We start from the raw sequence: 13,852 nt of genomic DNA on the forward strand, positions 1-13,852 counted from the left end.
AAGGCGAATAAGAATATAGCATACATACAATAAGGGAATGCAGTATAGATCAGTCTACAAGCATTCCCTTGCTATTAATATGTTAATAATAGTATTTCGAAAAAAGTATGTTGAGGCCTAGTAGTCCTCAACATACTTGTCCATCTCCCGAAAAGAGGGAATAAGAAAAAATAACGTTTTTTTGTACTTAGGGGTAGTGAAAATTCTTAAGTTGATGGCGATGTATGTTGACCCCTAATACAATGATTATTGTGTTTTAAATAAGGAACGACTTCTCACAAGAGAGTCTCTTTTTCATCTTTAAAAATGGTAAAATGTAGTTTAAGGAAGGGTAAGAATGAAAAATGAACATAGGGGGATTTAAATAAGGGATGGGAAAAAACCCTAACTATGATTGTATGAAGTATATAATAGAAAAGGGAGAACTTGAATGAGGAAACTAAAAGTAACTGTTTTTATCTTTTTACTGAGCATATCACTATTCCTATTAAGTGGTTGCTCTATAGACACAAAACCATTAGAAAAACCAATAGGAGATTATTTGTCCGAAAACTACGGGATAAAGAATGGGGATTTTAAAATTCTTTTTGCTGATAGTGGGTTTGGAGCTTCTGATCTAGAGACTTACGTGGAAATAAAAAAACCATACCGCACTCTTGCTTATTTAATTGTAGACAAAGAGTCACATGAAATAGTTAAAAATGGAAGCGATGATGTTTTTCTAGAAATATTCAAAGGAGCTTATGTTGAACAACATCGTGATGTTTTGAAACAATCCGATAAAATGATAAAAAAGTATAACTTATTAAGTGAATTCTCCTATAATAAAAAGAAACCAAATTTCTATTACTATTTAAATATACATATAGATAAACAACAAGAAAAGGAATTAATTGAAAATTTCAAACGCGATCAAAAAATAAACACTGACAACATAATGAAAATGTTAAAAGATAGTAAACCTATAGATCATGCTAATTATATAGGAGTTATCAATTTTAATTACTATTACAATACCTACAAAAATAGTGAAACTGTTCCCAATGCTCAAAGTATTATGGATGATTTCGAAAAGAGCCACGTGCTAACAGAGGGCATTTATAAGATAGCTGTTGTGACCATGTATTCCAGCCCTAATGAAACAACCATAGGAGGAACGGACAGTCGTAATAATAATGTCATGTTTACCGTGGATAAACAAGGGAAATTCGAAATATTAAAAACAACTGTAGATTCTTGATAAAATACGTCAATTTTTGTGTTTAAAAAAAGGGTCGACTTCCCACAAGGAAGAGGAGGCACTGAAAAAGTCCTCATGGTTTAAAAAGTGAAACCGACTTATGAGCAGCCCTTTCCTTTTTGAGTATACAAAAAAAAACGGCCATCCATTTTTAAAGAAATAAAAAAACCAGCTATATTATGCAAAATACTCACAATATAGCTGGTTTTTACTATTTTTCTATAAGGGTATAGTGACCTTATTAGAAATACTTCTATTTTAAATTTACTTCTTTAAAGCGAGAGCAACTATGATAATATCCAATAATCTCTTTTTGACCCTCAGTGTCTTCAATTGTTTTGTTATATCTGTCATAAGCATAGAGTATTCCTAAGTCAAATCCAAATTTACTTATCTTATCTTGTTCAATACGATGATTAATTATAAAATCATCATATTTTTTTAGTTGATTACTAGCAAGCTTTTTGATTACTTTTGCTTGATGTGTAAGATCAAGAAAATTGATATTAGGACTAAGTCCTGGCGCATTAAATGTCACTGCGTTTGATTCAACCCAAGGTATATTCTCATCAATCATTTCACTTTGTACCCATTGTGCTAAGTACCCACCAAGTGAGTGACCTGTAATGTACAAATGACTCATCTTTTTACCATCAGTCTCTATTAATTCTTTAACAAAATTAGTAGCTTCACTAATTTGTAAACCTCCCACGTTTAATGCTACTTGTAATAAATCTTGTATTACCCAGTCCTGCCACTGCTGTGAACCTCTAAATGCAACTGTATAAGCATATTTTTCTTTGGAAATTTCTTTTCTATACACATATACATCAAAGGAAGTTATTGATGGTTTTGCATGTTTTTTGTATAATACCCAGCCTCCTGGACTCTTAAAGGCATTAGCAGGGTCTTCTTCTTCACTTTTTAGTGTTTCTTTATACGTATTGTTTGCCATTTCAGCAAGTTGAAGTGTAAAGGATAACTTTTCCTTTTCTATTTCTTTAACACCATTATCTCGTTTTGATTTAATATTATTATCTATTTCAATAAGACCACTACCTGATCCAACTTTAATCGTTGAGATTTGATCAAAAGCCCAGTTTTTTGGTAGTGGATATCCTAAATTCCCACTAAATCCTGTAGACATCCCACTAACAAAACTTGTCTTCGCATAACCTTTCTCTGAAACTTGAATACATACATTTCGAGCGCCATAAACACCTATTTTATAAGATCCACCAAGTTGAGCCATTTTCTCATTTAAGGCTTTGAAATGAGGAAGAATATTATCCGTAATATCTGTCCCATATGCATCAAAATCAACTGCAAAGTAAATAGTCGTATCGTCTTTAAATCCATATTCTTTCGCTGCATTGTATGCCGCTACTGCATCCGCTCTACCTTTGTCCGCACTAAAACTTGAAGCCTCTCTACCATTAGCTTGGTAAATTGGAAATACAGATAATCCAGCATCAAAAATGTTTTTCAATTCACCCGGTTGTATTTTTTTATTGATACCACCTGCAACATTAACAAGATAACGTCCTACAGTTTCATAACCAGCAGCCTTTAAAGCTTTACCTCTCTCTAAAGTGACTTCCGTTATACAATCACATGCTTGTCCTTTTCGATCAGGATCCCCGGTACTAACTAATGCTGATAACCAAGTTGACTTATTGGCAACACCATCTTGAGGAAGTAGTGTGAACTCTTGGAATTTCTTGACTGCACTTTCTACGTTCGCATTATATGTTGTTGAAAACGAACCAGAATCATGACCATTAAAGTATAAAGCGTATTGGAATAATGTAACGAATCTACCCGAACTCCCTACTTTTAGGATTGGTAATCCATTCTTTGTTGCAGGACCAATTGAACCAGTTTGAGAACCTGCAGCAATTCCCATTTCTGTTTGTAAGCCATACACTAAAGCTTTATTTGTACCTCGTTGGTAATGACCATCTGTTGGTTGAACTTCAGATGTTTTGTAATATTTATTATTTAAATCTTGTTGGATTTGTCGTACTTTTGCATCTCCACCCGGAGTAAGACGATAAGCATCCATTGTTAAGAAAGCTTTAAAAATATAGTCATACACTGTACCATCAGTCACTGGAAGACCAGCATCTTTTTGTAAACTTACAACTGCATTTTTTGTTTTCTCATCAAAAACATCATCAAATTTTCCTGGATTATATCCTTTACAATACATAGCACCTTTTAAAATTGTAACAATCGCTTTTCCTTTTTCATCAGTAGGAACTTTTCCTAAAGTCATTTCACCCCACTGCTTATATTTAGAAGCTGTAGTTGGTCCAAATGCATCCGCAAGCGAAGTAATACCCAATTCAATTTGAAGCGCTCTTGTTAAAGCATACACAGTTGACCAACCTGTTTTACCATTTAAAGGCGCTGGCTGAAAACCTGCAACTTTTCCATATTTTAAATTTACCCATGTTTGTACTGCAAATACTGCTGGATCTCCTTTTGTCTCTACTGGATTTTCTTTTGTTTCTACCATAATAAATCTTCTCCTTTTTTCTTATTAGTGAAGCTTAATTTACTAATGTGATTGAAAATAAATATCCACATTTCAAATAAAAATTTAATTAAATTAGGCTCTTACTCTATTAAGTGAAAGGAAAGTAGAATAAATAAAAAAAAACAAAAAATATTTTAAAAAATTTAGGATAAACAAAAATAGAGGTTTTTTTGTCGTGTGGGGACGGAATTTCATGTATAACGTATTCTATTAATATGGTAAGTGAAATTATAGTTCGAAAGCACTAGCGGTTCGGCTCATATAATAGAAAATTTAAGCTGATGAACCTTAAATAGTTGCTTTTGGATGTATTGGCTTGGTGCCGCCAAAATTTGATCCGAGAAAATTTTTGTGAGGATGGATCTTAGGATGGGGCAAAGACCAATGTTTTCGCCAAGATTCGTGGTTCTACTGTTAGAAAAAGGCGAATAAGAATATAGCATACATACAATAAGGGAATGCAGTATAGATCAGTCTACAAGCATTCCCTTGCTATTATTATGTTGTGTTTTTAATATAATATTAGTAAGAGTAATCTTGAATTAAATTTAATATTTTCCTATGAAATTAATTAGTATATCTTGGTGGTGCGATAATTGGACAAGTTAAAAAAATTCTCTAAAGTTTTTATAATGTTTTTTATTTTGTATGTGATATTACTTATATTTTCTCCAAGTAGAATAGTTGGTAGGTCAGCTATCCAAAAAGATGACATAAAATTACAGGTATATGCACAAGATACTACGGGAGCATCTCAAAAAATAAGTAAAAGTGATTTAGTTATATTAAAAGAAAAAATTAAAGATATATATCCTAATGTGAAATCTACGGACATTGAGCTTGAAGGTGACACACCGTTCCGTCATGTTGATGATCCAGCTTATATTGGAGAATTTACTGTATACGGAAAAGTTATAGGTACAACAATAAATGAAACATCGAGAGAAAATACAGTTGCAGTTTTAAAAGTTTCATATTGGGATATGCCGATGATTCGATACCTGTTTTATGAAGATTCTATCGTAAGATTTTCACTTATAATTTTGTTTCCTATATTTTTTGTTGCACTTTGTATCTTTTGTTTATGTTCTAAGAAACGCATCGTAGCGTTATAAAAAAAGGCATGCAATAATCTGTTGCGGATCCTTTTATTATGATTTATCTTCTTGATAATTAAGAATTAGGAAGGTGAATTATATAGTTAATAAGAGAAATTATAGGGGATAAGTTTTGACTTGAAATAAAATATATATTATCCATTTGTTGACAGAAACACGGGAAGTATATATATTTTATTTAATATTATGATTTTCTATTTAAGGGGTGCTATATGTTTAAAGATAAAAAAATGATTCGATTTGGTTTATGGCTATTTGTCTCTTTATCTGTAATTCAGTTTACTATTGGTTGTGTAAAAGGATATTATAAAGCCTCTACAGGTAATGAATTATTAATTTCAGAAACATGGAAAACGGTATTATTAGATGCTCCTGAAGGAATACTTGTTATTTTGGGTGCAATTGCTTTATATCAATTCACAAAAAAAGCACCAGAAAAAACGGCATCTATGTAGATGTCGTTTTTTTGATAGATTTTAAATATAGAAATTATCAAGTATATTGTCTTTTTCTTCTTTATTAATTCCAATGTATTTTAGTGTGATTTGGGGTGTACTATGATTTAGAATTTCTTGCAACATGGCTACATCTTTTGTTTGTTTATAGAACCAATAACCGAAGGTTTTGCGCATAGTGTGTGTTCCGATAGATTCTACACTGGCAAAATCTCCGGCTTTTTGCAATTGTCGATAAGCTTGGATCTTACTAATGGGTTTGTCTCCTTTTCGAGAAGGAAATAACCAGATGTTATCTAGAGTTTGAGCATAAGAGTATACATCATCAAAAATGGAAGTAAGGTTAATCATGCGTTCTTTCTTTGTTTTTCCTTCTTTGATTTTGAATTCTTTTCTCTTTTTCCGTTTTAACTTTATTATGGTTTGTGTTTCGAGTTGGAGTAGATCACTCACGCGTAATCCGGTATGGATGCCGATAAGAAACAGGATATAGTCTCGTTCGGAACAATGACGTTTGAGGGCCCACTTCATATCTTCGATTTGTTCTTTACTTCTAATGGGTTGTACATCAATAAGATGTGGCTTTTTATACATAGATTTATGACCTCTTTATTTATAGTGTTTTGAATGTATACTTTCGTTATATAAATTGAGGATATCAGGGGAATTGTCGAGAAGTCAATGATTTAGGTGTTTTGAATGTAAACTAATATCTAAAAGTTTACATTCAAAAAAACGGTAAAGGTACTAGGAAACTTCCTAGCAAGACAAAAATGTAGTTTTTTGGGGTCGGCATGCCAAACCCGTAGCTTGCTCTTTTTTTCTTTTTTAGAATTCCACACTTAATTGTTACTTTACTTTTGATTATAAGAACGTTGGTATTGGGCCATGAAAGATGGTTGGTGTTAATTCATCTTTTATTCAAAAGTTTACTTTTTTTATTTTTATATTCAACATTAATCATATAAAATTGTGATATACACATAAAATTATAGAGGAGAGGGAATTAGATGGTTGATTTTTCAGGAGTAGTAAATGTTGTATATACTGTGGGTAGAATAACACCTAATGGGATTTTACCATTAGGTACAGCTACTTTATTAAATAAGATGAATCATTTTGTTACTGCTGCACATGTAACTAATAATGATGATAATAATTTAGTCGTTGTTTTACCTAAAGTTGAATCTCTTTCAGATTATCAAGATATGTCTTCTTATCAAGAGATAAATTATCTTGAAGTTAAAATTGTAGCTACTAATCCATTACATGATTTATGTATTTTAAAATTATCTAATGATAAGATCGAAACGAGTTCAACTGTTACTATTTCAAGTTTAGATTCTTTAAATGTAGGAGATAAAGTTAATTTATTTGGATTTCCAGATTTAAATTTTGGACGTGTAGTTTTGACTAAACAAGAAACTGAAATTGGTGCGAAAATATTACTTGAAAATTTAGGAGAAAAAGTAAAACATGCTGTTATAAATATTCAATCTAGACAGGGACAATCTGGTGGTCCTGTTTTTCGTTTGAATAGTACAAATTTAATTGGAATATTAACAGGAGCTTATGTACCTGGTGGAAAAGAAGGTGGAGGTATTTTAATTGGAGGGATAGATCCAAGGACGCTTCATCCTGCAACACATATTGTTTCAGCAGAATATATATTGGAGATGTTAGATTATGAATAATGTAGATTATTTAATTGAAATTTCAGCAGATCAATGGTTAAATGTACTGCCACAATATCAAAAGAGAATTGTAACAAGATTAATTGAAAAGAATGAAGATGTGGAAATTGCGGCTATACAATATTTAAATTTAGGTATTTCTGATACAGCTCCTTTTAGTGCTAGTGGAACTAAAAATATTTTTATAGATAAAATCAAACTAGAATTTGAACGTTTTTTATGTGGAGATCAAAAATATGAAAATGAGCGTCAAAAATTATCAGCTGAATTGAAACCAGGACATACTTTAATCGTTTCTACTTTATCGTCAGCCATATCTGTATATGTAGGTGCTTCAGCTGCATATTTAGCTCCAATAATAGTTTTATTATTAATGAGTGTTGGAAAAGTTTCTATTAATGCTTGGTGTGAAATTTGTATGGAAAAACGTAAGAATGTAAGTAGTGAACTGTAATCTTATATAATAAAAAATCCCCTCATGCTATAATTGAAAGCGACCAAGCAAACAATTAGAGAAGAGGGGTTTTTATTGTATATCCTTGTTTTTAAATTCTATAAGAATCATAGCATAAAATCTTTTTCTTCTCTAGTTGAAAATCTTAGGAAAGAGGAGAAAGATTATGTCAAAGCTCGTCAATTTAGAACAAGCTGAAAAGAATGCAAGATTGAGAGATATCGAGAATTCAAAGATCTTGTCAGAAGAAGAAATGTATTTAGCAAATGAACTTCAAGCAAAAGCTAATTCTCATGGTATGAAGCTAGTACCAGAACGGAAAGTGAAGAATAAAGCTAAATTTGCTCAAATTATTCAAGAGAATTGGTTATATCTTATTCAGAATAATTATTTGAAAAACGAAGAAATTATGTTTTTAAACAAAATTATTGGTTTCATAGGGTTTCGATCTAATTGTATTGTTCATGATATTAATGCAAAAGAGCAATTACCTATGACTCAAACTGAAATAGCAGAAAAAATAGGTTCTAGTAAAAATACAGTTAGTAGATTAATAAAACAATTAATTGAAAAGGGTCTAATTGGACGTTTTGAGTCGGGTAGAGATGGAATTAATGCTAGAATGTATGCACTGTACATAAATCCTAATGTGATTCTTTGTGGAGATCGAGACAATATTAATCAAACACTACAAACTATGTTTATAAGAAAACCAAAAGAATTGAAAAATTTACCTATAAAATTAGTGTAACCTGTATGAATTTCATACAGGTTTTTTTGTAACTTTCATAGTTATCGAATTCGATAACTAAAGTTATCGAATTCGATAACTATGAAAAATCTTGAAACCCTTGGTATTACTGTGTTTTTTCTACTTTTGTATGCTTGTCCCTTCTCACTCTCTATATAAAGGGCTAAAAGTTCCGCAAGGAACGGGTCGTATTTTCTTTCGCTTTGCTACAAAAAATCTCCACCCTTTTCGCTTTGCTACATCCTTGCAAAACTTTTTTCGGCTCGAGTTTGGATATCACCAAGCCGATACATCCAAAAGCAACTATTTAGGTTTATCGGCTTGAATTTGCTATTATACGAGCCGAACCGCTAGTGCTTTCGAACTATAATTTCACTTACTATATGGATAGATACGTAATACGTGGGGGCTCGTCCCCACACGACGAACCAGCCTCAACCCCAAAAGCAAAGGAAAACCTTCTTTTAAACCTGTTTATTTTTCTTTTTAAGCGTTTGTTTTTGTTTTCACGACAAATGGTATTGTTTTAGATTTGTATTCTTTAAAAAGGATTCTGAAGCGTCTGAATAGCGTTTGGTATTTTATTGTTATTTATTTCTAGATTAAGAATTTATATGTATTTAGTGTTTATTGTATTCTTTTAGTATTTTAAAGTAATGTTTAATTACAATTCATTAAAAATATCATGTCGTTAGTGAGTACTCATATGGAGACATCAAAGGGACTTTGTGTACTCACTGAGTCTACATCTAGGGACACGATGGGGACATTTGGTGGGTTTTGTGTCGTCAGTGAGTGGACATCCTGGGAATTTTCGTGTACCCACGTTTAAGCTAGGCTCCGCCTAGTCCCAACCCCTAGTTGGGCCCAAAAACCCCTTATGCTCTTCTCTCTTTTTTGATTCGGAATTTCCAATTTTATAGAAAAGCTTGTTTTTCAATTAAAAATTATTATGCTAAAAAACAAATAATTAATTTATGTGCATGTAGGAAGGTTTAGGGGATCCCTATTTAGGAACAAAGTTTATGAAGATGTTTAGGTGTTTGTTTAAATATTTTTAATAAGTGTTCATCTAAACAAGGTATTTATCTGAACAGCATCTAAACACCTGATATAATAATGTTTACGGGCACTGTTCAGATGCTGTTTGTTTGTTTAGATAGGAGTGATTTAAACAATGATTAGGGAAAAACATGAATTAATTTGGCTATCGGCTGAAGATATAGCAAAACAAGTTGGTGTATCTTCAATGACAATTAAACGAAATTGCAATACTTATGAAGAATTTATTCTATTCAAACAGGGGGAGAAAAATAAGTACTATATTTCTTCTGAATGTGTGGATGTTTTAAAATTTATTAATAGACTTCGAAATAAAAAGAATGTCCCTCATAAAGAGATTTTAGAAGTATTAGACAAAGAAGGTTTTAAAAAATATATTGCTGTTGATATGGAAGTTGTTCAGGAAAACACTTCTAAACAAACATTTGAACAGACTATGTTTACCTTAGATGAAGTGAGAAAGATAGTTGCGGAAGAATTAGAAAAAGCAATGGAAGATCAAGCAAATAAGAAAGATGAACAAATTATGTATTTGATGAGAGAGATTCAAGATTTAAAAAGAATTATGATAGAAGAAAAACAAGCAATATTAGAAATAGATTCATCCGAACAACAAGTAAACAATGAAGAAGTACAAGAAATTAAAAAGGAATCGTGGTGGCGACGCATGTGGAATCGCTGAGTCCTGGCGTTTATGCCGCGAAAGTTCCTTGACGATGAGGGGAACCCTCATGCAAACTCGCCAGGGGTGGCCCCAGAAGGGCGGTTTTTGCCCGCTGGGGTTAGCTTTGGGAGTTTGAGGGTTCGGAGGCTCGTGGTCAAGGGAACCGTGGAATAAAAAGCGAGGACGGACCCCAGGACAGGGCAAAAACCAATGTCTTCGCCAAGATTCGTGGTTCTACTGTTAGAAAAAGGCGAATAAGAATATAGCATACATAGAATAAGGGAATGCAGTATAGTTCAGTCTACAAGCATTCCCTTGCTATAAAGATGTTAATAATAGTATTTTGAAAAAAATATAGTAAGGGTATCCGAGATTTTGTACAGTCTTTTTACTAATTCATTAATAAATGCGAAATCTAAAATAAAGCTAGATTAGGAATGTATAAAAAATTGTATAGATTGATAGGATAAAAAGAGTTTTTCTTGTGAGTCTTGAATCCCTTTTTTTACCGATGGTACAATTGAAATAATGGAGGGATATTATGTTAATTTATTATGTAATACCATTTTTTCTTATATCTGGTATTTCAATATTTTTATTTTTCATATCTGTTTCACCAAAAATTAAGGCTAAAAATTTATCATTGATAATGGTCTGTTTAGCGATAAATGTACTTACAATTCCAATTTCTTGTTTAGTAGGTTCGTTTGTTTCTTATAGAAATGAGGCGGCAACAGAATTTACATATAATAATCCACTTTATTTTTGGAAAGGATTTTTCTTTATTCAAATAATACCGATTTTTGTGCTATTTGTGGCTTTTTTGATGTTTATTTGGAAGAGGATAAAAAATGATAAATAGAATCCTAAATTTCGGTTAACATGAATTATGCGAATACGAAAGTCCTCCAGTAAAATAATCTGGAGGACTTTTAATAGTTTTTAAAATATATTTAATTTCAATAAAAGGGTATAGTGTTTTAATTAGAAATACTTTTATTTTAAATTTACTTGTTCGAAGCGAGCTGGACTATGGAAATATCTAGCTGGTATATCAACTTCATCTAGCGAAACGCTATAAATATGCACTGTTCCTAATTTAGTTCCCAAAGGACTTACTACATCTTTTTCAATACGATGATTAATTATAAGACTATCATATTTATTATTCTTATTATTTTCAATTTTTTTCATTACTTTCTTTTGAAATTCACCAGTATTTGTAGGATTTTCTATAGGATTAAAACCTGGTGCATTAAATGTTACTGCGAGTAATGCAGATCCAGGTAAGGCGCCATCAATTATTTCACTTTGTACCCATTGTGCTAAGTATCCACCAAGTGAATGACCTGTAAGATACATATTTCTCATATTTTGATAATCAGTACGTACTAATTGTCCAACATAAGCAGAAGCGTCTTCAGCTTGTATATTTGAAATATTTAGTCCTACTTGATAAACATCTTGTAGTACCCAGTCTAGCCAATCATGTGAACCTCTAAATGCAACTGTATAATCATATTTATCTTCTACAGTTGTTTTTCCTTTGATAACTAGTTTTCTATATACATATACATCAAAAGAAGTTCTTTCATTTGTAGATCTTTGGTACAATTTCCAATCTCCTAAAGCTGTTGTCTCACCGATTTCTTTTTCTTCATTATACGTAGATCTTGCCATTTCAAGAAGTTGCATTGTAATAGATAATTTACTACTATCTTTTTCCATTTTAGAAACGCCATTATCACGACCTGATTTAATATCTTTATCAATTGAGATAGAACCATCCCCACTTCCAATTGAGTATTCTTTAATTTGATCAAAGGCCCAATTTTTTGGTAATGGGAATCCTAGGTTTCCACTAAAACCAGTAGACATACCAGAGACAAAGCTGTATGTTGCGTATTTTTTGTCTGATACTTGGATACATACGTTTCTTGAACCGTATACTCCAATATCGTAATAACCATTTCCTAATTTTTTCATTTGTTCGTTGATTGCTTTGAAGTGCGGTAAAATTATGTCTTTAATATCGTCACCTGTTGCATCAAAATCTACCGCGAAGTAGATAGTTGTACCTTTTGGGAATCCATGATATAAAGCGGCGTTATAAGCTGCAATTGCATCTTTTTGGCCTTGAACGGCATTAAAATATTCTTTGTCGCCACCATTTGTTTGGTAGATAGGGAAAATACTAAGGCCAGCGGCGAAAATATTATCGATTTCTCCGTCTTGAATTTTTTTATTTTTAGCTTTTTTCCCTTTAGCGTTTGTTAAATAACGTCCTACTGTTTCATAACCAGCTGCGACTAATGTTTTTGCTCGTTCAGGAGTAACTTCTGTAATACAATCACAAGCTTTACCTTGACGTTCTGGATCTCCTGTACTTACTAATAGAGAAGCCCATGTTTGAAAATCTGAAACGCCAGTTGCTTTCAATAATGAAAAGTTTTGGAATTGCTTTAATTGTGTAGCTACAAATGCTGAATAATTACCATCAAAGGGTACATCGTGACCATTGAAAATAAGGGCAGCTTGGAATAGGTATACAAAAGGACCTGTTGAACCTTCTTTTAATACGACTGATTGAATTTTTTCTTGTGTTTTTGGACCAAAGTACCCATTAGCTACACCATCTTGTAATCCTTCTTCATATTGAATCGCAAACATTAATGCTTTTTGTACATCACGTGAATAATGACCATCGCAAGGCATATAGAAAAAGTCAGCGCGATTGATATATTTGCTGTTTAACCATTGTTGGATCTTTCTAATTTTTTCACTTCCGCTATTAACTAATACATAAGCATCCATTGTTAATAGTGCTTTGAATAATTTAGGAGTTACTGCGCCATCATTTGGTGTAGCGCCTAAATCTTTTTGCATAGAAGCAATAGCAGATTGTGTACCAGGTGTATATGTTCCTGTAATGCCACCAGGTCCATAACCTTTGCAATATAAAGCGGCTTGAATAATTTTTACAATATTTGTGTTTGTATTAGATGTTGTACTAATTGGACATTTTTTTGTAATTTCTGCTAATGTACCAGGTCCAAATGATGTAGACGTTGCTGTAATTCCAAGTTCTAATTGTAATGCTTGTGTTAAAGCTCCCATTGTAGACCAACCTGTTTTTCCGGTTACTTCAATTTCTTTATAACCAGCTCTACCTTTATAGGTGGTGTTTACCCATTCTTGTGCTTGTTTTACCATTTGATCCATTTTTATTACCTCTCTTTTAATTATTTTTTAAAAGCTTAATTTACTAATGCGGTTGAGAATGAATATCCATATTTCGAATAAAATTCAATTAAATTAGGCTCTTACTCTATTAAGTGAAAGAAAGAGAGAATTAATAAAAAAAGTAAAAAAAAAAATCGAAAAATTTAATACAAGCAAAAATAGCAATAACATTAGATTTGATAATCTGATGTTATTGCTATTTTTAAAGTAGAATTTTGTTTGTCGTGTGGGGACGTAACCCCACATATAACGTGTATCTATCAATATGGTAAGTGAAATTATAAGACGAAAGCACTAGCGTTTCGGCTCGTATACTAGCAAATGCAAGCAGATGATCCGAATAGTTGCTTTTGGATGTATCGGCTTGGTGATATGTTTTGCAGGGATGTAGCGATTCTTCAGTTTTTTTGTTGATATGCTGCAAAATTTATTTGATGATGTAGATTTTTTGGGTTTTTGGTCAAGGGAATCGTGAAATAGCAAGCGAGGATGGATCTCAGGATAGGGGAAAACTAATGTCTTCGCCAAGATTCGTGGTTCTACTGTTAGAAAAAGGCGAATAAGAATATAGCATACATACAATAAGGGAATGCAGTATAGATCAGTCTACAAGCATTCCCTTGCTATTA

11 protein-coding genes are annotated in these 13,852 nt (G+C 32.1%); 8 read left to right on the top strand and 3 right to left on the bottom strand.

Translation table 11 applies throughout. From position 1 onward, the window contains the following. Positions 1-430: 430 nt before the first annotated feature. Positions 431-1,240, top strand: a complete 810-nt coding sequence (locus G9F74_RS28715; RefSeq protein ID WP_016107347.1) for a hypothetical protein — start codon at positions 431-433, stop codon at positions 1,238-1,240. 253 nt (positions 1,241-1,493) lie between these two features. Here the strand turns inward: G9F74_RS28715 and G9F74_RS28720 are convergent, their stop codons facing one another. Further along, positions 1,494-3,761, bottom strand: coding sequence for a glycoside hydrolase domain-containing protein (locus G9F74_RS28720; RefSeq protein ID WP_131202457.1), 2,268 nt, complete (start codon positions 3,759-3,761; stop codon positions 1,494-1,496). A 617-nt stretch (positions 3,762-4,378) separates the two neighbouring features. On the opposite strand from G9F74_RS28720, the gene G9F74_RS28725 reads away from it, so the two are divergent. Both G9F74_RS28725 and G9F74_RS28730 read left to right on the top strand, forming a co-directional pair. Continuing rightward, a complete protein-coding gene (locus tag G9F74_RS28725) occupies positions 4,379-4,897 on the top strand; it encodes a hypothetical protein (RefSeq protein WP_016107357.1) in 519 nt (172 codons plus the stop codon). A gap of 215 nt (positions 4,898-5,112) precedes the next feature. After that, entirely contained in the window at positions 5,113-5,355 is a 243-nt protein-coding gene (locus G9F74_RS28730; protein WP_016107356.1) for a DUF3937 family protein, read from the top strand. Positions 5,356-5,376: 21 nt separating this feature from the next. On the opposite strand, the gene G9F74_RS28735 is transcribed toward G9F74_RS28730, so the two are convergent. Beyond that, entirely contained in the window at positions 5,377-5,949 is a 573-nt protein-coding gene (locus G9F74_RS28735; RefSeq protein WP_016107355.1) for a tyrosine-type recombinase/integrase, read from the bottom strand. A 416-nt stretch (positions 5,950-6,365) separates the two neighbouring features. Here G9F74_RS28735 and G9F74_RS28740 point away from each other — a divergent pair, with 416 nt between their 5' ends. The 5 genes from G9F74_RS28740 to G9F74_RS28760 all read left to right on the top strand — a co-directional run bounded on the left by G9F74_RS28740 (position 6,366) and on the right by G9F74_RS28760 (position 10,842). Beyond that, positions 6,366-7,049, top strand: coding sequence for a trypsin-like serine peptidase (locus G9F74_RS28740; protein WP_131202458.1), 684 nt, complete (start codon positions 6,366-6,368; stop codon positions 7,047-7,049). Next, positions 7,042-7,503: a hypothetical protein gene (locus G9F74_RS28745; protein WP_016107352.1), complete on the top strand. Its 462-nt coding sequence runs from the start codon at positions 7,042-7,044 to the stop codon at positions 7,501-7,503. The genes G9F74_RS28740 and G9F74_RS28745 overlap by 8 nt, the downstream gene beginning before the upstream one ends. Before the next feature lie 166 nt (positions 7,504-7,669). Beyond that, complete coding sequence (locus G9F74_RS28750) at positions 7,670-8,254, top strand: helix-turn-helix domain-containing protein (protein WP_016107351.1); 585 nt, start codon at positions 7,670-7,672, stop codon at positions 8,252-8,254. Between the two features lie 1,177 nt (positions 8,255-9,431). After that, positions 9,432-9,998 carry a hypothetical protein gene (locus G9F74_RS28755; RefSeq protein WP_016107350.1) on the top strand — a complete coding sequence of 189 codons (567 nt, stop codon included), beginning with the start codon at positions 9,432-9,434 and terminating at the stop codon, positions 9,996-9,998. A 523-nt stretch (positions 9,999-10,521) separates the two neighbouring features. Further along, complete coding sequence (locus tag G9F74_RS28760; protein WP_016107349.1) at positions 10,522-10,842, top strand: hypothetical protein; 321 nt, start codon at positions 10,522-10,524, stop codon at positions 10,840-10,842. 134 nt (positions 10,843-10,976) lie between these two features. Here the strand turns inward: G9F74_RS28760 and G9F74_RS28765 are convergent, their stop codons facing one another. After that, the gene (locus G9F74_RS28765) at positions 10,977-13,202 is read right to left on the bottom strand and encodes a glycoside hydrolase domain-containing protein (RefSeq protein WP_016107348.1); all 2,226 of its coding nucleotides are present in this window, start codon (positions 13,200-13,202) and stop codon (positions 10,977-10,979) included. Positions 13,203-13,852: the final 650 nt, after the last annotated feature.

It is taken from the genome of Bacillus sp. EKM202B, from assembly GCF_011066025.1.
GTDB classification, from domain to species: Bacteria; Bacillota; Bacilli; order Bacillales; family Bacillaceae_G; genus Bacillus_A; species Bacillus_A toyonensis.